General features: G+C 60.4%; 23 protein-coding genes and 1 pseudogene. 9 read left to right on the top strand and 15 right to left on the bottom strand.

The genetic code is table 11. From position 1 onward, the window contains the following. Positions 1 to 13: 13 nt before the first annotated feature. The 7 genes from GTF44_RS19190 to GTF44_RS19160 form a co-directional block, all read right to left on the bottom strand. The gene (locus GTF44_RS19190) at positions 14 to 901 is read right to left on the bottom strand and encodes a formylglycine-generating enzyme family protein (protein ID WP_367383423.1); all 888 of its coding nucleotides are present in this window, start codon (positions 899 to 901) and stop codon (positions 14 to 16) included. Between the two features lie 91 nt (positions 902 to 992). Beyond that, positions 993 to 1,742 carry an SDR family NAD(P)-dependent oxidoreductase gene (locus tag GTF44_RS19185; protein ID WP_216365179.1) on the bottom strand — a complete coding sequence of 250 codons (750 nt, stop codon included), beginning with the start codon at positions 1,740 to 1,742 and terminating at the stop codon, positions 993 to 995. After that, positions 1,739 to 2,479: an SDR family oxidoreductase gene (locus GTF44_RS19180; RefSeq protein WP_171562564.1), complete on the bottom strand. Its 741-nt coding sequence runs from the start codon at positions 2,477 to 2,479 to the stop codon at positions 1,739 to 1,741. The genes GTF44_RS19185 and GTF44_RS19180 overlap by 4 nt, the downstream gene beginning before the upstream one ends. Then, on the bottom strand, positions 2,476 to 3,975 hold the full coding sequence (locus GTF44_RS19175; protein ID WP_171562563.1) for a sulfatase-like hydrolase/transferase: 1,500 nt from the start codon (positions 3,973 to 3,975) through the stop codon (positions 2,476 to 2,478). The genes GTF44_RS19180 and GTF44_RS19175 overlap by 4 nt, the downstream gene beginning before the upstream one ends. Further along, positions 3,972 to 5,462, bottom strand: a complete 1,491-nt coding sequence (locus tag GTF44_RS19170; protein WP_171562562.1) for a tripartite tricarboxylate transporter permease — start codon at positions 5,460 to 5,462, stop codon at positions 3,972 to 3,974. The genes GTF44_RS19175 and GTF44_RS19170 overlap by 4 nt, the downstream gene beginning before the upstream one ends. A gap of 3 nt (positions 5,463 to 5,465) precedes the next feature. Further along, on the bottom strand, positions 5,466 to 5,924 hold the full coding sequence (locus GTF44_RS19165; RefSeq protein ID WP_171562561.1) for a tripartite tricarboxylate transporter TctB family protein: 459 nt from the start codon (positions 5,922 to 5,924) through the stop codon (positions 5,466 to 5,468). Positions 5,925 to 6,026: 102 nt separating this feature from the next. Next, entirely contained in the window at positions 6,027 to 6,965 is a 939-nt protein-coding gene (locus GTF44_RS19160; RefSeq protein ID WP_171562559.1) for a tripartite tricarboxylate transporter substrate binding protein, read from the bottom strand. An 81-nt stretch (positions 6,966 to 7,046) separates the two neighbouring features. Here GTF44_RS19160 and GTF44_RS19155 point away from each other — a divergent pair, with 81 nt between their 5' ends. Further along, positions 7,047 to 8,060, top strand: coding sequence for a LacI family DNA-binding transcriptional regulator (locus tag GTF44_RS19155; protein WP_367383424.1), 1,014 nt, complete (start codon positions 7,047 to 7,049; stop codon positions 8,058 to 8,060). A 75-nt stretch (positions 8,061 to 8,135) separates the two neighbouring features. Here the strand turns inward: GTF44_RS19155 and GTF44_RS19150 are convergent, their stop codons facing one another. From GTF44_RS19150 to GTF44_RS19120, 7 genes are all read right to left on the bottom strand, one after another. Further along, positions 8,136 to 8,957, bottom strand: coding sequence for a universal stress protein (locus GTF44_RS19150; RefSeq protein WP_171562557.1), 822 nt, complete (start codon positions 8,955 to 8,957; stop codon positions 8,136 to 8,138). Between the two features lie 12 nt (positions 8,958 to 8,969). Further along, positions 8,970 to 10,436 (bottom strand): FAD-dependent tricarballylate dehydrogenase TcuA, encoded by a 1,467-nt coding sequence (gene tcuA, locus GTF44_RS19145; RefSeq protein ID WP_171562555.1) that lies wholly within the window; start codon positions 10,434 to 10,436, stop codon positions 8,970 to 8,972. Between the two features lie 118 nt (positions 10,437 to 10,554). Next, complete coding sequence (locus GTF44_RS19140) at positions 10,555 to 11,526, bottom strand: D-2-hydroxyacid dehydrogenase family protein (RefSeq protein ID WP_171562553.1); 972 nt, start codon at positions 11,524 to 11,526, stop codon at positions 10,555 to 10,557. Further along, positions 11,523 to 11,762: a hypothetical protein gene (locus GTF44_RS19135; protein WP_171562551.1), complete on the bottom strand. Its 240-nt coding sequence runs from the start codon at positions 11,760 to 11,762 to the stop codon at positions 11,523 to 11,525. The genes GTF44_RS19140 and GTF44_RS19135 overlap by 4 nt, the downstream gene beginning before the upstream one ends. Positions 11,763 to 11,811: 49 nt before the next feature. Further along, a complete protein-coding gene (locus tag GTF44_RS19130) occupies positions 11,812 to 12,897 on the bottom strand; it encodes a 4-oxalomesaconate tautomerase (RefSeq protein WP_171562549.1) in 1,086 nt (361 codons plus the stop codon). After that, on the bottom strand, positions 12,894 to 14,921 hold the full coding sequence (locus GTF44_RS19125) for a tripartite tricarboxylate transporter permease (protein WP_171562547.1): 2,028 nt from the start codon (positions 14,919 to 14,921) through the stop codon (positions 12,894 to 12,896). The genes GTF44_RS19130 and GTF44_RS19125 overlap by 4 nt, the downstream gene beginning before the upstream one ends. Before the next feature lie 69 nt (positions 14,922 to 14,990). Beyond that, a complete protein-coding gene (locus GTF44_RS19120) occupies positions 14,991 to 16,091 on the bottom strand; it encodes a tricarboxylate transporter (RefSeq protein WP_253261354.1) in 1,101 nt (366 codons plus the stop codon). Positions 16,092 to 16,219: 128 nt separating this feature from the next. Between GTF44_RS19120 and GTF44_RS19115 the strand changes: the two genes are divergently transcribed. From GTF44_RS19115 to GTF44_RS19085, 7 genes are all read left to right on the top strand, one after another. Then, positions 16,220 to 16,891: a response regulator transcription factor gene (locus GTF44_RS19115; protein WP_171562545.1), complete on the top strand. Its 672-nt coding sequence runs from the start codon at positions 16,220 to 16,222 to the stop codon at positions 16,889 to 16,891. Then, entirely contained in the window at positions 16,888 to 18,273 is a 1,386-nt protein-coding gene (locus GTF44_RS19110) for a sensor histidine kinase (RefSeq protein ID WP_171562543.1), read from the top strand. The genes GTF44_RS19115 and GTF44_RS19110 overlap by 4 nt, the downstream gene beginning before the upstream one ends. Then, a complete protein-coding gene (locus GTF44_RS19105) occupies positions 18,176 to 18,445 on the top strand; it encodes an SMC-Scp complex subunit ScpB (RefSeq protein ID WP_171562541.1) in 270 nt (89 codons plus the stop codon). Before GTF44_RS19110 ends, GTF44_RS19105 begins: the two co-directional genes overlap by 98 nt. A gap of 65 nt (positions 18,446 to 18,510) precedes the next feature. Further along, positions 18,511 to 19,110, top strand: a complete 600-nt coding sequence (locus tag GTF44_RS19100) for a DUF433 domain-containing protein (RefSeq protein ID WP_253261355.1) — start codon at positions 18,511 to 18,513, stop codon at positions 19,108 to 19,110. Between the two features lie 9 nt (positions 19,111 to 19,119). Then, positions 19,120 to 19,500 carry a DUF5615 family PIN-like protein gene (locus tag GTF44_RS19095; RefSeq protein ID WP_253261356.1) on the top strand — a complete coding sequence of 127 codons (381 nt, stop codon included), beginning with the start codon at positions 19,120 to 19,122 and terminating at the stop codon, positions 19,498 to 19,500. 826 nt (positions 19,501 to 20,326) lie between these two features. Continuing rightward, positions 20,327 to 20,932, top strand: a complete 606-nt coding sequence (locus GTF44_RS19090; protein WP_171562536.1) for a DUF6088 family protein — start codon at positions 20,327 to 20,329, stop codon at positions 20,930 to 20,932. Then, positions 20,907 to 21,956, top strand: coding sequence for a nucleotidyl transferase AbiEii/AbiGii toxin family protein (locus GTF44_RS19085; RefSeq protein ID WP_216365178.1), 1,050 nt, complete (start codon positions 20,907 to 20,909; stop codon positions 21,954 to 21,956). Before GTF44_RS19090 ends, GTF44_RS19085 begins: the two co-directional genes overlap by 26 nt. A gap of 111 nt (positions 21,957 to 22,067) precedes the next feature. Here the strand turns inward: GTF44_RS19085 and GTF44_RS22195 are convergent, their stop codons facing one another. Then, positions 22,068 to 22,886, bottom strand: a complete 819-nt coding sequence (locus GTF44_RS22195) for a Fic family protein (RefSeq protein ID WP_367383422.1) — start codon at positions 22,884 to 22,886, stop codon at positions 22,068 to 22,070. On the opposite strand from GTF44_RS22195, the pseudogene GTF44_RS19075 reads away from it, so the two are divergent. Beyond that, positions 22,869 to 23,233 (top strand): annotated as a pseudogene (locus tag GTF44_RS19075) (hypothetical protein); the annotation flags it as partial. The gene GTF44_RS22195 and the pseudogene GTF44_RS19075 sit on opposite strands and share 18 nt — an antisense overlap. Between the last annotated feature and the right edge of the window lie 322 nt (positions 23,234 to 23,555).

Here is a 23,555-nt window from a genome sequence, read left to right as displayed (position 1 = left end):
AACATGTCATGGATCACTCCCTATCATAAACAAGCCGCAGGCCCGTATGAGAGGTCGAACTGTCCGGCGAAGTGCGGCTGCGCGCGGCAATCCTGTAGCGGTAGCAATAGCTGAGATGGCAAAGGAAAGACCCGCCTTTGACCAGCTTGTAGCCCCTCTTGCCGCCATGCACGGCGCGGACGGATTTCTTCAGCGATCGGACTTTGAACGGCTCCGCCGTCCATTCCCAGACATTGCCGACCATGTTGTAGAGTCCATAGCCGTTCGGCGCAAAGGACCGTGCAGGCGCCAGCCCGGCATATCCGTCGCGCCCCAAATCGGTCTCTGGGAAGGTCCCTTGCCAGATATTGCAGGGGAAATGGGTGATGTCGTCGGGCTCGGCGTTGCCCCAGGGGAACCGCGCATCGCCGAGGCCCCCGCGCGCGGCATGTTCCCATTCGGCTTCACTTGGCAGGCGGCCACCGGCCCAGCCCGCGAAGGCGCGCGCGTCATGCCAGGAGATATGGACAACCGGGTTATCCGGATCGAACTGGTGCGTGCTGTTCGGCCCGAAAGGCTCGCGCCAAGTGGCGCCGGGGGTCTCGCACCACCAAGGGGCCTCGGCCACCCTTGGGAGTGCGCGGTTTTCGGGCGGCAAGAGGCCCGCGAAGACGAAAGAGGTGCCAAGCCGTTCGGCGTCGGTGATATGGCCGGTGTCCTCCACGAAGTTCTGAAACCGCGCATTATTGACGGTGCAGGCATCCATGCGGAACGGCTTGACCCGGGTCCGGGTCAGAGGGCCTTCGCCATCGATGGGATAGACCGGGGTGTCGGTTCCGATCAGCGCGGCGCCGCCCGGGATCGCCACGGTTTCCGGCGCGGTTTCGCCTCGGCCCCGGCGCGGCAACGGCGCCCGCTGCACAGTCGCGGGCGTCCTGGCAGAAACCGAACCGCAGCAGCTTTGCATCGCCGAAAACCTCCATAGCCCGGATCAAATGCCGGGGTCGTGCCGCTCAATAACAGCTTGCGCCGCCGTCAAGCCGCTGAACCGTCCCCGTCACCTTACGCGCTTCGTCGGAGGCCAGATAGAGGGCCAGATTGGCCACATCGGCGGGCTCGGACGGGCCAAGCAGCGATTTCTGGTAGATCGGATTGCCCGGTCTAATGAAAGCCGCGACCCGGTCGGTCAGCACGACCCCCGGGGCCATCACATTCACGCGGATGCCATGTTCAGCCCATTGCATCGCCATCGCCCGGCTCATCGCCAGAACCCCGCCTTTGGAGGCCGTGTAGGCATCGGCGCCCTTGGTCCCAATCACCGCGCGAAGCGACGAGATGTTGATGATGGAGCCACCGACCGTCTTGACCATCTCGGGGATCACCCGCCGGCAGCAAAGCAGCGTTCCAAACAGGTCCACCCGGATCGTCCGCCAGAACTCATCAAGCGACAGATCGGTGATGGCGCCGTCCTGGGTCGAGCCGCCGCCGGCGCTGTTCAACAGTACATCGACGCCACCGAATTCAGCTACGGCGCGGCTGACGGCGGCATCCACACTGGCCTCGTCACTCACATCGCAGGCCACCCCAAGGGCCGATTGGCGTGAGGCTCCGATCTCACCCGCCAACGCCTCCGCCGCGTCGCGGTTGAAATCAGCAATCACCACATTCGCGCCTTCTTCGGCAAAGCGGAGAACACTGGCCCGGCCAATCCCGCTCGCCCCGCCGGTCACTAGCGCCGTCTTGCCCGTTAGCCGTCCCATCATGTCCCTTTCCTTGGTTCCGCCTTCACCCCGCCCACGGCCTGCTCCGTCGGCAGAAGTTCGATTAGTGAGACATTCACATGCGCCGGCGTGTCGAGCGCATAGAGGATCGCCGATGCGATGTCCTCCGGTGCAAGCTCGGTGATCCCCGACTGACCCATCGCTGCCAGTTTGTCGGGGTCGCCCACGGCGGCGGCATAGAACTCGGACGCCACCCGCCCCGGGGCAATCTCGGTCACCCGGATGCCCGTGCCAGACAACTCGAAGCGCAGGTTCTGGCTAATCCTGTGGACCGCCGATTTCGCGCCGCCATAGACAGTAGAGACCAGCGTGTGCAGCCCGGCTATCGAGCCGATATTGACGATATGGCCCCGACCCGCCGCCCGCATCTGTGGCAGGGCGGCAGCGATCAGCTGCGTTGGCGCGGTAACGTTGATGTCGAACGCCTCTTGCATTTGGGCGGGCTCAAGCCCGCCAATCCCGTCGATCCCATGACCAACACCGGCATTGTTGATCAGGATCTCTGGCTCGAACCGGTCGATCTTGGCAGCAATCCTTTCAGTGTCGCGCACATCGGCAGTGAGCGTCTCAACCCCGGTCTCCGCTGCCAGCGCATCCAGCCGATCCTGCCGCCGAGCCACGGCTAGCACTTGCCGCCCCGAGGCGGTCAGCGCACGCACCGTCGCGGCCCCAATGCCGCTGGTGGCGCCGGTCACAAGCGCCCGGTCCAAACGGGTCATTCCGCGGTGTCCTTCCTGTCGGCCTGCTCCGGAAAGAAGTTCATCAACCCGTCGGGATTGACCGGCGGTACCGGCCATTGGTGGCCGCGCATCAAGCCCAGCCCCCGGTTTGGCGCGGGCCGGTAACGCCGGTTTGGCAGGCCGGTCAGCGTGCTGCCGGTCAGCCAGTCCTGATCGCTGCCGTAAAGCGCCGCGATCAGGAGACCCTTGAGACGGTCGAGGATCTCGCCATACCCCGGATCATCTGCAAGGTCGGAAAGCTCCATCGGATCGGCCTCCAGATCAAACAACTGACACCGGTTCCCGGCAGCGTAATAGATCAGCTTGTGGCGACCATCATGGATCATCCGGCTGGACAACTCGCCTTCGCCGAATTCGCCATAAAGATGGTCGCGCCGCTCCCCCAGCATCGAGCGGCCCGTGACGGTTCCCGGCACTCTCACCCCCGCCAAATCGAGCAGCGTCGGCATGATGTCAGCCAGGCAGACAAGGCGATCATCGACCTGGTCGTTCCCGACCCGCGGGCAATCCTTCACGCCCAACAAAAGCATCGGGATACTCGCCGAGGCCTCATAGAAGTTCTGCTTCGCCCAGATGCCGTGATTGCCCAGGCTCTCGCCATGGTCCGAGGTGAACATGACGATTGTGTTGTCGAGCTGCCCCTCCTCCCGCAGGGTTCCGATCAGCCGTCCGATCTGCTGGTCGATCTGGGTGCAGAGCGCGTAGAAATGTTTGCGCGCCCATTGCGCCTCACCATGGCTCAGCTTGTAGCGCGCGCGGAAGGCCTGAAGCGTCAGCGGCAGGTCGTCGTCATCGGTCCAATCGCCGGAATAGGCCTCGTCCAGATCTACATCGCGGTAGAACTCCAGAAAGCGCTGTGGCGGCACCAGGGGCGGGTGTGGGTGGCGATAGCCCAGATACCAAAACGCGGGCCTTGCCGGGTCGCGGCGGCGCATGATCCGGCACATCTGCTCGGTCGCCCAATTTGTCGCGTGGGCCTCCTCCGGCAGGTGCCAGGAGGTCGCCGCATAGCCGTTATTGGAGATGCCATGGCCGAACTGCTTGCCTAGATAGCCCTGATCACCAAGGAAAATCTCGTAGTCGTCGGTCACGCCGTGATGCGTGCGGCCCTCGTCATCCATCAGGATATCGTCGAACCCCAGCCGATCCCGCTGCGGATAGGTATGGGTCTTGCCTACGCCGTAAGCCTGGTACCCTGCGTCGCGGAAGCTTTGTGCCATGGTCGGTAGTTGGGCGGGCATCGGCAGTTTGGCTTGGAAGGTCCTGTCGCCATGTTCACGGGCCGAGGTGCCGGTCATCAGCGTCCGGCGAGCGGGGATGCAAACGGGGTGTTCGGAATAGGCGTTTGTGTACCGTGTCCCGCATTGGGCCAACTGGTCCAGCGTGGGGGTGCGGATCGCCGGATGGCCTGCTGCGCCCAGAAGGTTGGCGGACCAGTGGTCGGTGACGATCAGAAGGACGTTAGGGCGCGTCATGGGGCCTCCTTAACGGGTGTGGGGCGGGCCGCCCGGGCGATAGAGGCCACGAGGATGACGGCGGTTAAGGCGAAGATCGGCAAGGCGATGGGGTCGGTTATGAAATCCCAGACGCTGCCGCGGCTGGCGATTAGCCCCTGGCGCAGCTTGGCCTCAAAGATGAAGCCAAGCGCCACGCCGATCACAATCGGCGCCACCGGGTAGTGTGCCAGGCGCAACAGGACGCCTGCCATCCCAGCCAGAACACAGACAATCAGGTCAAGCGGGTTGCCGCGGACCACAAAGGCGCCGACCAGCGAGAACAGCAGGATCATCCCCATCAACAACGGCTCCGGCACCCGCAGAAGGTGCCGGAACAGCCGAGCCGAGAAGACACCGGTGCCGACCATGATGAGATTGGCCAGAAACACCATCATGAAGGCAGCGGTCAGGACATGGGGGTTGTTGTTGACCAGATCAAAGCCGGGCGTGACGCCTTTGATCGTCATCACACCGAGCAGGACCAGCGTGCCGCCATCGCCCGGAATGCCAAGCGCCATGGTAGGGACCAGCGCACCGCCTGTGACCGCGTTGTTGGAGGTCTCCGACGCGATCAGCCCGTCGGGCTCGCCCGTGCCCAGCTTGTCGCGGTTTGGCGAGAAGCGTTTAGCGGCGGTGTAGGTGGCGAAAGTCGCGGCCATGGCACCCGTGCCCGGCAGGATGCCGATGAAGGTGCCCATGACACTGGCGCGCAGGAACTCCCGCCAACGGCGCAGCATGTCACCCATCGGCGGCAGCCGGAAGCCCACATTCATCTTGGCGCCCGGCGTGGCCTGGCCAAGATTGGCGGCGCGTACAAAAACTTCGGACAGCGCAAAAAGGCCGATCAGGATTGGGATCAAGGTCAGCCCGCCTCTTAGCATCCCGGTCCCGAAATGGAACCGGGTCATGCCGGTGTAATTGTCCGGTCCGATGGTGGTTAGCCACAGCCCGATCATGCCGCCGAGCAGACCTTTGGCCATGCTCCCTTCCGACAGCCAGGCGATGCAGGTGAGCGCGAAGAGAACGATGGCAAAGATCGCCGGCGGGCCGAAGGCAACCGAGACTCGTGCCAGGGCCGGGGCGGCCAAGATCAAGATGATGAGCGAGAAGATACCGCCCACAAAACTCGCCACCGTCGCCCAGCCAATCGCCAGATCCGCTTTGCCCGCCTGGGCCATGGGAAAGCCGTCCAGCACCGTCGCGGCCGATTGCGGGGTGCCGGGTGTGTTGATCAGGATCGCCGAGATCGAGCCGCCATAGACTGAGGTCACATAGATCGACAGGAACAGCGCCATCGACGCCTCGGTGGTCATCGCAAAGGTAAAGGGTAGCGCGATGATTAGGGCGGCAACCGTGCCGATCCCTGGCAAGACGCCTGCAAGTGTCCCCCAAAGCCCGCCAATCACCAGCGCGATCAGCACGGTTGGGCTGTTGAATTGGCCAAAGGCTTGCAGGATCAGGTCCATGACTCAAAGCCTCCCAAACCAGGGAGAGCGCGGAAGCAGGAGCTCAAAGCCGAAGGTGAAGAGCGCCCAAATCGTTAGCGGGGCGGCAATACTGAGGGTGATCAGCACCCCAAGCCGCCGATATCCAAGCGCATAAGCGAAGGCGAATAAGCCCGGGATCGCCGCGATAACAAATCCCAACCAGAGCATAGCAAACCCGGTGGCCACACCGACCCCCACCACCGCCAGAAGCCGCCGCATATTGCCGTAATCCGACAAGGGCGCAGGGTTGGCCTGCTTGGCCTGGACCAGGATGATCAGGGCCAGCGTGATCCAAACGATCAGATAACCGCGCGGCGCAAAGGCCGGGCCGACATCGCCGCCAAAGGTCGGCACATCGAAGGCAGGCGAGAAGGTGACCGACAAAAGCCCGATGCCCGTCAGCAGCAGCGTCGCCGCAAGTGTGAGTTCCAGATGTCGCATCGCTACGGATACTCTAGCAAATCTGCCGGCCCCTTACCTCTGTCGGGCGGTCCGCCGACCGAGGGCGCCGCCGTAACGTGGCGGCGGCGCGTAGGCGCACTGTCAGTTGTTCACAAGACCGGCATTGCGCAGAAGCTCTCCATTCTGCTCATAGGCGGCGTGGAAGAACGTGTCGAACGCGGCGGTATCCATATGGCGGATCTCGCGGTTGGCCTCGGTCATGTTGGTGACGAACCCGTCCGAAGACACCGCCGCCGCGCAGGCCGCATCGAGGGTTGCGATCACGTCATCCGGGGTGTCTGCGGGCGCAAAAAGCCCCATCCAGACCGCGATGTCGGAGGGGTGGCCAAACTCTCCACTCGTCGGCACATCTGGGTGAATCTCCGAGCGTTCCGGTGCGAAGATGGCCAGCGCGTTCAGCCCGAACCGCACATCGTAGTCTGAGAACCAGGCCGTCGCGTCGGCGCGCCCACCCATCACTTCATTCACCGCTTCGCCGCCGCCAGAGGTCGGCAGATACCCGATTTCGCTGTCGAACATGGCGCCCAAAGCGACCGAGGTGACATGGGCCAGCGACCCCGGCGCGGCGCCGGTGAAGGTAGCACCTTCGCCAGTGGCCTTGGCCTCAAAATCTTCCCAGCTTTCAATTCCGCCGTCAGGGCTGACCACCAGATAGAAGGGGCCAGAGGCGACCATGCAGATTGGTGTGAAGCTTTCGTCGTTATAGCTTGTGCCGCGCAGATGCGGCTGTGTTGTCGTAGTGCCCACTGGCATGAAGCCCAGGTTGTACCCGTCCGTGGGGCCGTCGGCCAATTGCGTTGCGCCGATGGTTCCGCCCGCGCCGACTACATTGGTCACCACAATCGACTGGCCAAGCTCGCGCTCCAGCTCTTGAGCCAGGAACCGTGCGGGCACATCGGCCCCGCCACCGGCGGCAAACGGGACCATGATGGTCACCGCGCGCTCGGGATACTCGGCCATGGCGGCGCCTGCGGCCAAGGCAAGCGCGCTCGCGCCGATCAGAGTGCCTCTCATCGTCATTGGTTTGTCCTCCCTTAGAATTTGGGGGAACTGTAGCCGCCGCCCCCTCGGCCTGATACTGTTGAATGTCTAACGTCAACAATTAGGGAAGAGAAGCTGACCAACCACCGATATACACAGAAGGACATCGCCCGGTCACTGGGGCTTTCCGACATGACCGTCAGCCGGGTCCTGTCGGGCCGTGGCACCGTCTCCGCCAGAACTCGGGACCTGGTGCTCGCCGCAGTTGAGGAGATGGGCTATGTGAAGAACCGCATGGCCGGATCGCTGAGTTCTGCGCGGTCGAACCAAATCGGCGTGATCCTTCCGTCCATGCAGATCGGCATCTTCCCCGAGGTTCTGGCCGGGATCACCAAGGAGCTTGAGAAGGCTGGATATAACCCGGTTGTGGGCGTCACGGATTACGATGTGAACCGCGAGGAGAGCCTCGTGGAATCCCTTCTGTCCTGGAACGCCGCCGGCCTTATCGTTAACGATTTCGTCCACACGACCCGGACCAAGAAACTGTTGTCCCGGGCCGAAGTGCCGGTGATCGAGATCATGGAAGTATCGGGCGAACCGATCGACCGCTGCGTCGGGTTCGATCACGGCGCGGCGGCCCGGGCATTGACTGATCACCTGCTGTCCAAGGGCTACCAGAGAATTGGCTTTCTCGGCTGGCACGGGACCGAGTTCGCCGCCTCCGCCCGGTTCTCGGCGGTTCGCGGCCACCTTGCCGCACGCGGCTATCCAATTGTGGCGCCGAACCTCTACGACGCTCCGCCAGGAGTTGCCGAAGGCCGAGCCGGCCTGATCCGCTTGCTCGAGAAGGACGATAAGATCGATGCCGTCATTTTTGGTAATGATCTGATGGCAGTGGGCGCCGTGTTTCTCTGCCAGGAGATGGGGTGGCAAGTCCCCGGACGTGTCGGGGTTGCCGGGTTTGGCGGCCTCGACATTGGTCAATCACTGCCCCGAAGGCTGACCACCGTTCGTTTCCCGCGCTATCGGGTTGGTCAGCGCGCGGCGCGGGCGGTGCTGAATGCTTTGGCGGGCCAAGAGGTTCCGCGCGTGACGGATCTTCAGTTTACGCTGATCCCGGGCGAAACCTCATGAGCCGCGCGCATCGAGATTGATGTCGAACTACGCCCATCCGAGCGGTTTTGGTCAGAACCGACCATGGCAATTCACTCAATGCGCCATGAGTAAAGGAATCTGCGTGTCATTCAGCGCATCGGTTGTCGCCCCGCCAATGAAATCATGGCTGAACTTACTGTGTTCGAAGGCGCCCATGAGGATCAGATTGGCGTTCTGGTCCGTCGCGTGGGACAGAAGCGTCGTTGCGATTGACCCTTGCTGTGGGACCGTCAGGGCCTCAACCGTTACCCCATGACGGGCGATGGTCTGCTGAAGCCGGCTTGTGTTTCGAGGTGTTGTTCCAACTGAAAGGAGCGTGACCCGCGCCCCGTCTTCGAGGATTGGCATCGCGGCCACAAGCGCGCGTGTGGCGGCTCGTTTGCCATCCCAAGCCACAATGACATCACCCGCAGAGGTCGTGGCGCTGTCATACCTGTCCGGCACTATTAAGACGGGGCGCCCGCTGCGCAAGGCAATAAGGTCGGGGTGGGCGGCGTATTCATCCTCATAGGGTGCGCCTGTATGATGTCCGATCACAACCAGATCGAAGGCACGGGCAAAGGCGGCGATGGGACCGTCGGTTTTCGGGTCAAGCTCCACAAACTCGGCCCGGTCGCCAAGCTCGGCTGCACGGGCCATGGCCATGAAACGGTCCGAGATCTCGGCCAGTGTCTTGCGGCCATTGGCCTCTAGCTGGTCTCGGACACTCTCAGGGACTTGGGCCGAGAAATGCCGATGCAGGAAGGCCAAGCCACCCATCTTGGCAACACCGGTCAGGTAAGCGTCGTGATGCTGGGCCAGACGCAAGGCGTGGCGCAGTCCGCTGCCTTTGGCCGGATCGCCGCTATAGGCGCAGAGAATGGATTTGATGCTCATAGTCTCCTCCCGTTATCTCGCGGCATGGGTGCCGGCGAGGCGTCCGAAGACGGCCCCGGATGTCAGGCCAGACCCACCTGGATAGCCCTCAAAGAACACGCCGCCCACCATCTCGCCACAGGCGAAGAGCCCCTCGATTTCGGTCTCGTGTCTATCCAGAACCGCGGCCTGGTTAGATACGGCGACACCTCCATAGGTGAACGTGATGCCGCCCGTGACCGGGTAGGCCCGAAACGGCGGTGTATCGAGGGTTTGGGCCCAGTTCGACCGCGGCACATCCAAACCCCGCGCGCTTCTGCCGTCTAGCACCGTTGGGTCGAAGGCGGTGTCGGCATCGACCGCCTCGTTGAACGTGGTCAATGTCTTGAACGCGGCCGCCTGATCGACTCCATCGAGTTTTGCGCACAAGCCTTCTAGCGTATCCGCTTCGACAAAATGGGCGTCCTTGAAACTGTATTCACCGTAAAGAAGATGCGAGACCTTGGCGTCGAAGACCTGCCAGGCGAAATGACCCGGCTGATCAAGCACAGCGCGCCCGAATTGCGCATATGTGTAGTTGCGGAAATCCTTACCCTCATCGACAAACCGCTTTCCGTCCGCATTCAGCATGACACCCAGGAAATAGCAGATCTTGCGGTAGTTCTTTCGCTCGATCGGCGGCAGATGCAGGCCTCCGAAATCGGCCATATGTAGATCCATCGGCGTGGCGTGGCAGCCGTCATAAAGCCCGCGCGGCCTCGCCCCAATCGCGCGGGCCATCTTTAAACCGTCACCGGTGTTGTGCGGGGTCCCGCGGACCTTGGCCTTTTTCCAGTTCCCCCCCATCCAGTTGTCGCGCAGATCCTCTGACGCTTCAAATCCGCCGCAAGCCAGGATCACTGCGTCGGCTGGCAGGCCCTCATCTCCCACCTGAACGCCGGTGATCCGCCCGTCCTCCTGCGCAAGTCCCGTAACACCCGCCTCGTATCTGATCTGCCCGCCAAGGCCGAGGAATGCGTCGCGCTCCATCTCGAATAAGCCGACCCCCTCGTTCTCGGCGGCCAGCGTCAGGCCTCCCCAGAAGACGATCTGCCCGTCTTTCTCAAAGCTTTGGCGGCTCCAGATCGGTTCAAAGGTCACGCCATGGGTGGCAAGCCACAGCAGTGTTGGAAGAGAGTCGTCGATCAGGCGCCGCTGCTCTGACGACAGGGGGCGACCGCCATTGAAGCTAAGAAGATCGTCGGCGAATGTCGCGGCGCTGTAGCTGCCGAAATCGGTGCGTTCGAGCCGCGGGTCAAACCGGTCGCGCAAGAGCGGCAGCAGATCGGCGGTTCCGTCATATGCGAACCGCATCGCGCCCGCGGTGTATTTTGTGTTGCCGCCCGCCAGCGCCTCGTCGGCTTTCTCCAGCATCAGGACCTCTGCGCCCTGTTCAAGCGCCGCGATCCCGGCGCAAAGCGCCGCGTTCCCCGATCCGACGACAATCACCTGTTTTGTCATGGGCTAAGGCTTTCTTTGTTGCGTTTGGCGTCCGCTGGTCTGGCGCACCGGAGGGCGTGCTTCCGCGTGCAGACGGTTCCGCGCCCTTGTGGGACAGACGGGTTTCGGTCGCGCCAGATCATGGGCGCCACACTTCGGGATTGATCATGTGGATCGGTTTGCCCGTGTCATAGGCGTTCACCTGGTCAAAGATGTCGTTGAACTGCAGGTCGAATTCGTCCTCCGTGACATAGCCCAGATGCGGCGTCGGCAGGACATTTGGGTGCGTCAGAAGCGGGTGATCCGTCTCGGTCAACGGCTCCTGCTCAAAGACGTCGACGGCGGCATAAATGCGCCCGCGGGCAATCTCGACCTCAAGAGCCCCCGTTTCAATCAACCCTGCACGGGACGTGTTCACCAAGAGGCTGCGTGGCGCCATCTGTGCAAGGTCCTGCCCGGTGATGAGGCGGCGCGTTTCAGGCTTCAGGCGGACATGCAGGCTGACAATATCTGAGCCGGCGAAGAATGCCTTCCGGCTTTCGGCCACGTGCTGACCGTCCGCCTTGGCCCGCGCCCGTCCGGCCTCAGAGGCCCACCACTGCACCTGCACGCCAATCGCCTCGGCATAGCCCGCGACCGCACGCGCGATACGCCCATAGCCATAGAGCCCAAGGGTGCGGCGGCGGAGTGTCCGACCGACACCAGCCTGCCAGTCCCCATTGCGGATCGATACAACTTGCTCTGGGATCTGTCGGTAGCTGGCCAGGATCAGCGCCAATGTCATCTCAGCGGCGGCGTATGATGGCGTGTCGCGGTGCATGTTTGAGGAGAGGAGGACACCCGTATCCGTGCAGGCGGGCACATCGATATGGGGACAGACGCTCCTCTGGGAGATCAGTCTCAGGTTCGGCAGGCGTTCCAGCAAGTCGCGCGTGATCTTCGTCCGTTCGCGGAACAAGACCAGGCATTCGGCGTCTTGGGTGCGGGCGGCAAGCCGGATCGGGTCCGGTTCATGATCGGTCCAGACGGTCACGTCATGTGCGGCCAACTTCGCGAAGCAGGGCAGCCCGCGGAGTGTATCGAACCAATCGTCGAGGATGTGAACGTTCATCGGCTTTCGATTCCGGCGCCTTCGTAAGGTGTTCGCGGTGTCGCCACGAAAGGCGTGCCTGTGAGCGCGGTCAACGCCGCATGCACGCGGTTTCGTTCGGCGATCAGGTGGTTGTATTGTGCGTCGCAGCCCGAGACAGGCATGGGGTAGGAGCGCATTTCGTCCGTAAGGGCCTCGGCGGCGGACACAAGGTGCTTTTCGGCTGCCGCAATCAAATCGGACGGGGTGCTGGGCATCACGAGATCTCCAATTGTATACTATAGTATACCAATAGCTGATTTGATATCACGCGCCAAGCCCTTGAGGCACCAAAACCTCGCCTTTGGCCAGAAGACGTGCGGTTCGGATCAAGCCAGCGGAGCGGATCACGGTATCTGGACCGTCGCGCTGGAAATCGACGACCACCTCTAACTGCCCAGTCGGATGCTCCAGCGTAATGGTTGCGGGGCTCAGCTCTGGGACCTCACACAGGCCCTCGGCCACCGTACCGGGTGTCAGGACACAGGCGGCCAGGCATTGCGCCCCCGTCACGGCCAGCGCCGGATGGGTCTTCCACGGCATGAAATAGCGCGTCGCAATTATGCCGCCAGCCCTGGCGGGGGCTAAAAGGCCGAATTTAGGCGTTACGGATTGGGTGATATCGCCCATGCCCATGGCGCGGCCGGCTGCGATGCGAATACTCTCCATCCGGGCAAAGAACCCGGCGTTTTTGTTCAAGTCTTCCACGGTTTCCTGGCCGATCAGGCCGAAATCGGCGGCGCGCGCAATCACCATCGGCATGGCCACATCCATACAGGTTAACGGGATCCCGTCGAATTCGTCGATCAGATTGCCGGTCGGAAGAAGCGCGCCGGTCACACCGCCCACCGTATCCATGAATTGCAACGTAACGGCGGCAGCGCTGCCCGGCACACCATCGATCTGCGCGGTTCCATCATAGCGCACTTTGCTTTCGGGCGTCTCCACTAGCGCCTCGATCCGCGCACCGGTGTTCACGGCCCGGATGCGGACCCGGGTGATCGGCCCAGTTGCTGAGATCAATCCCATCTCGATCGCCGCGGGACCGACGCCGGACAAAATGTTTCCGCAGGTCGGCTTGAAATCAACGCGCCGATCCTCGACCCCGACTTGGGCGAAGAAATAGTCGATGTCGGTCGACGGATCGTCAGACCGAGACAGCATGGCGACTTTGGTTGTCACAGCATCGCCACCGCCAATTCCGTCGATATTCAGTGGATGGCCCGAACCGAGGGCGGCCAGAAGTACAGCGGCCAGCGTATCGCGATCCTCTGGAAGATCGTCTCGCCTGAAATAGGGCCCGCGCGATGTCCCGCCCCGCAGAAACCAGAAAGGGATGGCCGACTGGGTCATGTCAGCGGCCACGGCAAATCGACCCAGGATTGAAGCAGCCCCGGTGGAAAATCCCGGTTCAGCGTCGCTGCCATTGCGCAGATGAAGGCGATCCCCGCGCTCGTGTAGATCACGGCATAACCCCATGGTTTCCCGGCGCGGAACCGGATGAACAGAAGCAGAAAGACCGCAAGAGCAAGAATGAAGCCGACAAGCGCGGTGAGTGTGAGAAGACCTGCAAACCACGCTAAGGTCGCCCATAGACCGAAGGCATTGCTGTCTCGATCCTCAACCTCCCGATCCGCGAAAAGCGCATCCGTTTCGGGTTTGAGCCGCATCTGCAGCAGCAGGATCGCGCAGCCGATAAGCCCAACGGTGGCCACAAACACTGGGAAGACACGATCGGTGCGGGCGTAATCCGGGATCGTCGCGGCATCCAAATACGCAATGCCGATATAGGCGGTGACGGCCAGCAGGAACATGAGCGGCGCACGCTTGCCGCCGGAATTGACCGACCCCTCGGCCTGAATGCTCTTGGCTTGCCGCAACCCGATAACAACGGAAAGCAGCGTGATGACGATCAGGACAATCACAATCGGGCTGAAGATGTAATCCAGCCCCTCTTCAAAGCTGCGCCGGAAGCGGGAACTGGCGATTTGATAGGCTTGGTTGGTGTAACGCTCCGCCGGTGTCGACAGCACAAAGCCGATCAGAAAGGCGGGCCGCGACCAATCGAACCGCCGCATCAGAATGCCCAGAAGGCCAATGCCGAAGAGCGCGACCAGGTCCCAGATGGATTGCCGAGATTGAAACGCGGCGAAGGCGATGATCATGAAGAGGAACGGGGCCAGGAGCGCAAAGCGGATATTCGTGAGCCGCGCAATGCCTCCCGCCGCGCCAATACAGATAAGGGTGCCGATAACATTGGCGAGCGCCAAGAGCCAGACAATTGCATAGGTGAAATTCAGGTTGTTGTTGATCATCGAGGGGCCAACCTCGATCTGGCCGGTGCCCAGAAGGGCCACGCCCGAGATGAAGATCGCCATGGAGCCCGATCCGGGGATCCCAAACAGCAGCGTCGGCACCAGCCCGCCGCCCTCCTTGGCGTTGTTGGAGCTTTCGGGCCCGACGACCCCGCGAATGTCGCCAGAGCCGAATTGCGATTTGTCCTTCGAGGTCTGGACCGCATGACCATAGGCGATCCAATCGACCACGGACCCGCCAAGCCCCGGGATCACACCCACCGCGACGCCAATCAGCGAGCAGCGGATCGATAGCCATTTGTTCGCCCACCAGTCCTTCACGCCGGTCAGCCACCCGCCGCCCAGGACCTGGCGGTCCGCAATGGCCTTGTCTTGGCGCAGAAGGGCGATGATCTCGGGCACCGCGAAGATGGCCAGGCCCACGATCACCAATTTGAAACCGTCGACGAGATAGGGCAGGTCATAACTCGCCATGCGCAGCTCACCCGAGGCGGCGCCTTCGCCGATTGTGCCGATGAGCAAGCCCAAACACGCCGCGACGATGCCTTTGATCGCCACGCGGCCGGCCAGAATCCCAACCATCGACAGGCCAAAAATAGTGACCATCAGAAGCTCCGGCGTTTGGAACGCCAGGACAATCGGGCGCGCGGCTAATATGAAGAAGGTCAGAAACGTCGCGCCCAGGAGACCGCCGAAGAGAGATGAGGTGAAGGCCGCCGAAAGCGCCCGGGCGGCCTGGCCTTTCTTGGCCAAGGGAAAGCCGTCAAGAACGGTTGCCTGGCTGGCCGATGAGCCCGGAATGCCCATAAGCACACTTGCGAATGTGTCCGATGTCGGCACAACCGCGACCATCCCAACCATCAGCGCCAGACCATAAAGCGGCTCCATCCCGAACATGAAGGGCAGCAGCAGGGACAGACCGGCAATGCCGCCCAGCCCGGGGAAGACCCCGATACAGAGGCCCATGACGACCCCCAGGACGAGATATCCCAGGACAATGGGTTGAAGGATCATCCCGAATGCTTCGCTGAGCGCGGGCAACGCTGCCGCAAAGAGGTCCATGGCGGCCTCCCCGATTTCTTGGAATAGGCGGCGCCTCCGTGTGATCGGGGGCGCCTGCTAGAGTCGCGATTACTCGAGCACGACGCCGTAGCGCTCGGCGAGCCAGTCGATCACGAAGGTCTGCGCTTCTTCCGGCACCGCGGTGGCGCTTTCAAGCGCAGTCTGCGCGGCAGCACCTGTCATCTGAGGATAGACCCCCAAACGGGTCGCCGAGATTTCCGCGAAATCGTCGCGCTCGGTGATGGCCTGGAACGCTTCTGTATAGGTGTCGATGGCCTCCTGCGGCGCGCCGGCGGGCAGAAACACCATCTTCTGGGCCGGGAAGCCCGCGGTGAAGAAGGCGAGCCAAGCATCCCATGCCGGCCCCGAGGTTTCGCAGGAGGGCGCGGCTTCGCAGACTTCGGCGAAGCTCGGCATGTCCGGGAATGTCGGGTCCCGCACAACATTGCCATCGGTGTCCAACGCACCAAAGGCGAACCACGGCACGGCAGTCCCGGCTTCGACCAGCGGCGTCACACCTGACAGGAAGGACGATGAGGTCTGGTAATCGATATTCGCCTCGCCGCGTTCGAACATCAGACGACCGTCGCCGCGGCCTTCGATGCCAAAGACCGGCTCCACGTTCAGGCCCAACATCTCCCAGGCCAGAAGCGGCACCAGATCAAGGCGCGTCGCCCCCTGACTGCCATAGATGAAGTTTTCGTCCAAAAGCGCTTCGACGCCACCGGCGTCAAGCTCTGCGGCCAAATCAGCCGGAAGATAGGCCACGCCGCCGGTGCCGGAGGCCAGAACCACATTCCAGTCGCCGTATTCATAGCGCACGCGCGGATCGTTCAGCAGATAGGGGAACTGGGTCGAGCCCGAGGTTCCGAAGATCAGCGTGCCGTCTTCATATTCCTGTTCTTGGAAATGGTTCGCGCCGCGGGTCGATCCGGCTCCGGGCATAAAGGTCACGACAACGGTTGGGTTGCCGGGCAGGGCCTCGCTCAGAAGCGGGGCATAGAAATTGGCCCACCGGGCTGAGCCGCCGGTTTCCGAGAACGGGATGATCCATTCAACGGTTTCCCCCGAAAGGTCTAGCCCGTGGCCGTCGGCGAGCGCGGGCGCCGAGAGACCCATGGCTGAAACTGTCACCAAAAGCGCGGTGGAGCGCTTGAAGATAGTCTGCATTTTTTCCTCCCAATGCGCCGGGCCTCCCAACCCCACGCGTCTCATTGAGGCGGCAATCTGTCGCCGCCTTGATAAGCGAAGAGTTCAATGCCAATCTTTCACGAACCTTTCATCGGCAGAAAAACTCCATGCGTATTGTCATTGTTGAAGACAATGTATCGGTGGCGAAAGGCATCGCATACCGTCTCCAAGACGAAGGACATGCAGTCGATCTTCTACATGATGGGGTCGAGGCTGACCTCTATCTACGAGAGGATGGCGCGGACCTCGTGATCTTGGACATTAAGCTTCCAGGGATGGGCGGGTTAGAGGTTCTGGCCGCGATGCGCGCCCGGGGGGACCAGCGCCCAGTCCTGATGTTGACCGCACAATCGGATCTGGATGACAAGGTGATCGGTCTTGACGCGGGTGCCGATGACTACCTCTCAAAACCATTTGAGATGGACGAGCTAAGCGCGCGGCTTAGGGCGCTCAGCCGGAGGCCGCCGACCACCGACCCCGATCTGCAAAAGATTGGCCCGCTTGTCTTCGATCCGATGGCCAGGGCGGTGCTCGGCCCCGATGGCGACCTTTCGGTGCCACGTCGGGAGGTGGCGCTTTTTGAGACCTTGCTCGGCGCGCGGGGTCGTTTTGTCTCTAAGCAGCAATTGCTCGACAGCATGTATGGCACCGGCAGCGACGTGGAGGAGGCCGTTGTCGAGGTTTACGTGTCCCGTCTGCGGAAGCGGATTAAGGGGTTTGGCATCGATATCTCAGTTCGGCGCGGCATTGGATATGCGATGTCCGAGGCCGCGCAATGACACGTACTCTGTCGCTTCGATTGCGGCTGACGATCATTATTCTCGCCCCGCTTCTTGGGATTTCTGTGGGCGTTGCCATTTGGGCGGCGGGCGATGCGCAGGCGCGCGCGGCCGACCGGTTCGACCGATCCCTATTGGTGACGGCGCTTGGCATCTCCAGGGATACTGCGAACAGTGGTGGCGATGCGCTCAGCCAGGATACACGTGACCTTCTGCGCAACACGTCAGGTGGCCGGGTCTTCTACCATGTTTATGCGCCCGACGGCGTGTTCGTGACCGGATACGCTACACCGCCGGTTCCGCCAGGCATGCTTGAGGCGCAGGACTACATCTATTTTGATGCGCTTTATCAGGGGCGCCCTGTACGTGCCGTCCGCTTCACGGACCGAATGGATATCGACGGTCTCTCTGGCGACTTCACCTTCACCGTTTGGCAAGACCTCGCTTTGCGCGATGGCTTTGTGCAAAGCCTTTCGCGGCGGACCTATGCCGTCATGGCGACCCTTGTGGTGGCGGTTGCGCTGATTGTCTGGTTCGGCGTGCGGTTAGGGATGGGGCCGCTTCTTGATCTGGAGAATGCAATTGCCCGCCGGTCGTCCCAGGATCTGACGCCGATTGGTCGACCTATTCCTGAGGAGGTCCAGGGAATTGTCGGGCGGCTCAACGCGCTTTTCTCGGAGATGTCGGCGACCATTCGGGCAAAAGACATCTTCATTTCAGACGCTGCCCACCAACTGCGCAATCCAATCTCGGGCGTTGTCGCGCTGTCGGAAGCTGTCGCAGCATCGAAGACGGAGGAGGACTTCAAGGCACGATCCGCGGACCTGACCGAGGCCGCGTCACATGCGGCGAAACTGACCGAAGACTTGCTGGCATTCGAGCGGGCCAGATCGGCGCCACCGGTGGAGGACCTGCCATTCGAAGATCTGGCCGACGTCTTGGATGACGTTGTGGCCCGCCAGCGGCGACGGGCAGATGAGCGCGGTGTTCACCTGCAACTCCTGGCAAACGAGCCACCTGTGCAGGTTCGCGCGGATCGGACCCTGCTGGAACAGGCCATCGAAAATCTCGTCGCCAACGCCCTTCTCCACGGTGGCGATGCAATGAGTGAGATTGAGGTTTGGCTCGAAACCTCGGACCAAAACGCCACGATCACGGTCGGGGATAACGGGCAGGGGATCGACCCAAGCAAGTACGACACCGCGCTGTCGCGGTTCGGGCAGGTGTCACCGGGGTCAGGCAGTGGCCTGGGTTTGCCGATTGCCAACGCTGTTGCAGAAGCGCATGGCGGTCACCTCGCGTTGTCTGGAAACGGCGGCTCTGGTCTCATGGTTCGGATGTCGATCCCGAGAACTTCTGAACGGCAGATCAATATGCTCTAAGAAACTCCTCGCCCGGCTGCGTTACAAGGACCTGATCGCCAGCGGCCCGCGGTCGCCGCGTCCAGGGCCCCCGCATACATTCGTGACGCCGGATGCTTTTCTGGCGACGTTCGATCTGCAGAGTCTGCGGGACCTGCCGGAACTAGAATTGTACCAGCGAGATCACGGATGACCGGACTCTCGAAATCTTGACAAATTGGCCGTCTGTCTTTATTTATCCCCTTGAAGGGAAAGATTATGGCACCGCATGCATTAGAAGACCTCACAATCAAAGAAGCGGCACATCTTGCTGGAGTCGCCCCAAGGCGGATCGAGAAAGATTGCGAAGAGGGTATCATTCCAAGGCGTAAGTCAAAGCTCTGGATGCGGAAGACCATGGCCGCGCATGTGCCAATGCATGCGGTGGCCTATGCGCGAGCGATGCAATCCCTCGATGGCATCAAGATGGAAAAGAAGTCGAAGCGTCTGGTTTGGAAATTCCTGCGAAGCTCGAAGACAACCAAGTTTGGGAGTCTGGAGCTGTCACCGGGTCTGACACTTCATCTTGAGCCGCTCGTCACTGAGGTTTGGGATCGAACACGTGTCTATCTTGAAACTAGGTATGAGCACTTGGCGGTAGATCCGGATATCTTAGGCGGTGAGCCGATCCTGAAAGGAACACGCATTACTTGCCAATCCGTTCTCGGGCGCATTGAGGGTGGCGAGACTTTGGGCGATTTGGTCGAGGACTATCCCGAGATCAGCAAGGAGGCGTTCGAGGTGGCACTCGTCTATGCGAAGGCGCATCCGCCACGGGGCAGACCCAGTGCTGGCAAGCCTTGGCGCAATGCCGCATAAGCCTTATTGATGCGCCTCTTTCTGGACGAATGCCTGTCACCGCGCGTGGCAAATGAGCTCATGGCGGAGGAAGGCTACTATGTCGTTCATCCGCGCAATCAGGGCGGGCTCGGTGAGGCAGATCATACCGTACTTGCCCGTTGCATCGAACATGACCTCACTATTGTCACGGAGAACGCACGCGACTTCCGGACACTTGCATCGCGCGCCGAAATACACCCTGGTATGATCATCCTACCGTGTCTCGGTAGGGTTCAGGCGAAGGCGCTTATCAAAGCTGCCATCGCTCATCTGGAACAACTCGGAGACCTGGCCGACGTGATGTTGAACAAAGTCTTGGAAGCTGACGCCGACGGCACGATGACGCTCTACGATCTGCCAGAAGGGTAGTAAGGCGTCGCAGCCTGCGGGTTTGAGTTTCCGTGAGAGACGGCCCAAACTAGCCACTCAAAGTTTAGTACCGAGCTGCGCCACAGCATCCACAGAGCAGACATTCAATCCGCCAAGTGCTACGGAGAATAGTTGCCGATTTGATCACGTCAGTGACACTCGTTTCGTCCAATCAAACGGAGCAGCAAAGACATGCGAAAAAAAGCACATGCGCCTTCGTTGTCCTGTGAGGAGAACGTTAGAACGCTACGGCCACGAAACAGCCCTTATTAGAATATCTTGGAGTTTTGCCGCCGCATTGGTTTACAGAAACATGCTTCTTGCAGGCTTTTCTGGATGGCTCGAGTTCGCCGGTTGGACGGCGGGTACGCACGAGCAGCCGAGGCTCAACTCAGAGCCCGACGACTAAAGCTGTTTGGACGCCTCAAACGGAAACGTGATCTCAATACATGGAGATCGGCATGCAACCTAGTTGCATCGGTTGGCTTTAGAGTGATTGGACACAGGCGAAGTGGATCCCACTTTTGGATGTTAAGTGAGCAAATCGCTCCAAGTGGGTGCTCGCGTGCAACGCATACTTCTGGTGCCCGCGAGAGCAATCTCCTGCTGCGCTTCGGAGGGAGGTCGTGGTTGGCGACCGTCGCGTATAGAGCTCGCCGCTGGTTTTCCGTTTTCGCAGTGGTTCGATGTTCATATCGCGTCAATAATCGCCTCAAATCAATTCGTTCCTTCATCGGCCGGCGCCTTCTTTCGTGCGCACACAACCATGCTTCTAACTTGCAAACTGTCAGAAAACAAGATATGTATCTGACAGTAGGAGCAAACCATGACCACTACATCTCAAGCGATCAAAGCCTATGCGGAAGCTTTGCCGGAAGGAGGAACGCTTTCCGCGAAGGAGTTGTTGCATCTTGGCGAGCGGGCAGCCGTGGACCAGGCGCTGTCGCGGCTGGTCAAGCGCGGCGAGCTTTTGCGCGTTCGACGCGGTCTGTTCGCTCTGCCGGTCAAGACCCGGTTCGGTGAGCGAGCACCTTCCGCAAACACAGTGGTTGAAAACATCGCCAAGGCCACGGGAGAGCGCGTATCGATCAGCGGTGCCGCGGCTGCTAATATTTTGGGGCTGTCCACGCAGAACCCCGCGTGTCAGGTTTTCTGGACGTCCGGTCCTAGTCGTCAATTGAAGCTGGGTGCGCAGGCAGTCGAACTCAAACATGTTCCAAGCTGGCAACTTCGCGCTCCAAACAGCCGGGCAGGGCACGCATTTCGCGCTCTTGCCTACTTTGGGCAGCCGGAAGCCCGCGAAGCCTTGAACAGGATCAAACCGCGGCTCAATGAAGAAGAGCGCAGCGAGCTGTTTGAGTTGCGCGCCAATGCGCCAACCTGGATGGCGAAAGAGTTGAGCGCTCTTGCCGCTCCAAATCGCGCATCGTGATTTTGCGGTGACGGACTACTTCGGGCTCTCGGCTACCGATAAGATTGACGCGCTGGAAACGGCCGCCTCCATCTCGGGGCGGCCAGCGGATTTACTCGAGAAAGACATCTGGGTCGTCTGGACACTCGACGCACTGTTTGAGAGTTCGGTCGGAGACCACCTCGTCTTCAAAGGCGGAACATCGCTCTCAAAAGCTTACCGGGCGATCAACCGGTTTTCCGAGGATGTCGATCTGACCTATGATATCAGACAAATCATCCCTGACCTGATCGATGATCCGGACAATCCCTATCCGCCGAACCGCTCCCAAGCAAGGAAGTGGACTGACACCGTCCGCGCACGCCTTTCGACATGGGTCGAAGCCGACCCCCTTCAGATTTTAACTGAAAGGATTCAAACGTCTGGCATGGACGCAAAAGCGGTCCTGAACGACGACAATATCGTCCTGGAGTATGAGGCGGTTCGCAGCGGAACAGGTTATGTTCGTCCGGCCGTTCTTTTGGAATTCGGTGCTCGCTCAACGGGTGAACCGGCCGATCCCCATAAAATCACCTGTGATATCTCCGGAGCAATTACAGATCTGCAGACGCCAATCGCAAATCCGCGCGTCATGCGCGCGGAACGTACATTCTGGGAGAAGGCTACCGCCATTCATGCCTATTGCTTGAGAGGCGCGTTTCGCGGAGGTGATCGCTATGCCCGGCATTGGTATGATCTAGGTTGTCTTGATCGTACCGACATAGCCGTAAATGCGATCAGTGATCACGACCTCGCTGAAGATGTGGCAAGGTACAAGCAGCACTTCTTTCGAGAAAATGATTGCGACGGCAATATCATCGATTACCAGGCTGCGGTGTCCGGGGCATTGTGCCTCATACCGTCCGGGGAGGCATTCGACGCCTTGAGCAACGACTATCGGCAAATGCTTGACGCGGGCCTCCTACAATCGGACGCCGTTGGTTTCGAAACCCTGATTGAACGGCTTTCCGACCTTCAGGATCGTGTCAACGAATTGCACACATAGAGTCGCGCGCGCCTCATTGAAGGCCAATGACATCAAAGCAGCGGATAGAATTTCGAGTGGGAGAGGGTGTTTGGAAGTAGAAATTCACCAAGACGCGGCGAAACAAAATGTCTACTTTTTTGGCGTTACCTCAGCCAAGAAGCCTTGTAAGAACCCTTCGACAACACTGTGCCTTGCGTTTGCCAAGTCTTGCCCTGCCTTGGTCTGAAAGCAGCCGGATAGTTTCAGCAGTTTTGTCTTGAAATGATCAATGGCGAAATCGAGATCATTCAGTTCGCGATCACCAGCCTCAGGATCTTCGGGATCATAGAGTGCTCTCGCTAGTCGCCCGGACACATAGAAGCATCTTGCCACTCCGGTGTACCCAATTGCATCGAGGCGGTCGGCGTCTTGAAGGACTTTTGCCTCGATAGAGGTTGGCTCAATTTCAGCAGAAAAACTATGCGCTTCAATCGCATGAATCACCTTCTCGACTTTACTGTCGACCCATCCGTAGCCGGTTAAACGACCTTGTGCCTTTTGCGCCGCCATCTCAAGTCCCGCAACCTGCATAAGGGTATCTAGCAGCGTGAGTTGGCAGCGCCCGTTGCCCTCGCGAAATGGATGGACAGCGTTGATGTCGGCAATGTAGTGCGCCGCGCGCCTGGCGAAGTCCTGCAAACTATTCGTCTTGGCGAGGTGGTTCTCTTCGGCGAGTTCTCGAAAAATACGGGTCATCTCAGTGTCGATGTACTCTGGATAGCAGAACCAGTTCCCACCTTTGGCGGTTCGAATTTGTCTTGGTTGTCCTGCCCATGCGTAGACATCTTGGAAGAAGTGATAATGGATCGCCCTGTAATGTGCATAGTCAACATCCAGTGCTTTCAGTTGTTTTGATGGTGTGATCCTTTCGTTGGAATGGAAGGAAGCATTATGGGACAAGTTCGTCACGGGAGCGCCACGACCACGCACGCCGTCAGAGCAGCAATACAGCGATCCCCTGCCCGGCAGGGTTATGCGCAGCATGATCCCGAGAGGGGCAAGCTTCGATCGCGGCACTGAGCCGCGAGCTTGGGATCAATCCGAAGACGGTGGGCAAGTGGCGCAAGCGTCAGACGGTCGAGGATCAGAAGACCGGGCCCAAAGACCCGCGCTCGACTGTTCTCAATGCAGAAGAAGAGGCCATGGTTGTCGCGTTCCGTCGGCACACTTTGCTGCCGTTGGACGACTGCCTCTACGCTTTGCAGACATCGATCCCTCATCTGACGCGATCTTCATTGCATCGCTGTCTTCAAAGACAATCGCGTTTTCGAACCGTGAATCACGCCGTCCCTCCGAAATCAATGGGTCCTGACCCTAGGCCGTGTTGACAGAATGAAAGCCTGACGGCGCAGGTCTCTCCATAATTTTTACCTATCCAAGTATAGGATTTGGGAATTTCCTGAAGGCAGCAAGCTGGTTCTATTGTTCGGTATGGAACGATTTGATTGGCCAGCGAGTGCTTGGCTAAAAACCGCCAATTTCCACAATAGATTCAGCCTGTTACTTGCGGGTCAATTAGCTGTGCCGTATCATCGGTTCATCGGTTCATCGGTTCATCGGTTCATCGGTTCATCGGTT

It is taken from the genome of Roseobacter sp. HKCCD6576-2 (assembly GCF_013179285.1).
Lineage (GTDB): Bacteria > Pseudomonadota > Alphaproteobacteria > Rhodobacterales > Rhodobacteraceae > Rhodophyticola > Rhodophyticola oceani.
The sequence above is the reverse complement of the archived record's forward strand: the minus strand, read 5'-3'. Positions and strand labels throughout refer to the sequence as shown.

Coding starts and splice junctions, on each gene's coding strand:
- GTF44_RS19180 (WP_171562564.1), bottom strand. CDS start 2,479: ATGACCCGTTTGGACCGGGCGCTTGTGACCGGCGCCACCAGCGGCATT.
- GTF44_RS19100 (WP_253261355.1), top strand. CDS start 18,511: ATGGCACCGCATGCATTAGAAGACCTCACAATCAAAGAAGCGGCACAT.
- GTF44_RS19170 (WP_171562562.1), bottom strand. CDS start 5,462: ATGGACCTGATCCTGCAAGCCTTTGGCCAATTCAACAGCCCAACCGTG.
- GTF44_RS19135 (WP_171562551.1), bottom strand. CDS start 11,762: ATGCCCAGCACCCCGTCCGATTTGATTGCGGCAGCCGAAAAGCACCTT.
- tcuA (WP_171562555.1), bottom strand. CDS start 10,436: ATGACAAAACAGGTGATTGTCGTCGGATCGGGGAACGCGGCGCTTTGC.
- GTF44_RS19110 (WP_171562543.1), top strand. CDS start 16,888: ATGACACGTACTCTGTCGCTTCGATTGCGGCTGACGATCATTATTCTC.
- GTF44_RS19160 (WP_171562559.1), bottom strand. CDS start 6,965: ATGACGATGAGAGGCACTCTGATCGGCGCGAGCGCGCTTGCCTTGGCC.
- GTF44_RS19175 (WP_171562563.1), bottom strand. CDS start 3,975: ATGACGCGCCCTAACGTCCTTCTGATCGTCACCGACCACTGGTCCGCC.
- GTF44_RS19185 (WP_216365179.1), bottom strand. CDS start 1,742: ATGATGGGACGGCTAACGGGCAAGACGGCGCTAGTGACCGGCGGGGCG.
- GTF44_RS19165 (WP_171562561.1), bottom strand. CDS start 5,924: ATGCGACATCTGGAACTCACACTTGCGGCGACGCTGCTGCTGACGGGC.
- GTF44_RS19120 (WP_253261354.1), bottom strand. CDS start 16,091: ATGCAGACTATCTTCAAGCGCTCCACCGCGCTTTTGGTGACAGTTTCA.
- GTF44_RS19130 (WP_171562549.1), bottom strand. CDS start 12,897: ATGACCCAGTCGGCCATCCCTTTCTGGTTTCTGCGGGGCGGGACATCG.
- GTF44_RS19090 (WP_171562536.1), top strand. CDS start 20,327: ATGACCACTACATCTCAAGCGATCAAAGCCTATGCGGAAGCTTTGCCG.
- GTF44_RS19140 (WP_171562553.1), bottom strand. CDS start 11,526: ATGAACGTTCACATCCTCGACGATTGGTTCGATACACTCCGCGGGCTG.
- GTF44_RS19115 (WP_171562545.1), top strand. CDS start 16,220: ATGCGTATTGTCATTGTTGAAGACAATGTATCGGTGGCGAAAGGCATC.
- GTF44_RS19095 (WP_253261356.1), top strand. CDS start 19,120: ATGCGCCTCTTTCTGGACGAATGCCTGTCACCGCGCGTGGCAAATGAG.
- GTF44_RS19105 (WP_171562541.1), top strand. CDS start 18,176: ATGGCGGTCACCTCGCGTTGTCTGGAAACGGCGGCTCTGGTCTCATGG.
- GTF44_RS19150 (WP_171562557.1), bottom strand. CDS start 8,957: ATGAGCATCAAATCCATTCTCTGCGCCTATAGCGGCGATCCGGCCAAA.
- GTF44_RS19125 (WP_171562547.1), bottom strand. CDS start 14,921: ATGGACCTCTTTGCGGCAGCGTTGCCCGCGCTCAGCGAAGCATTCGGG.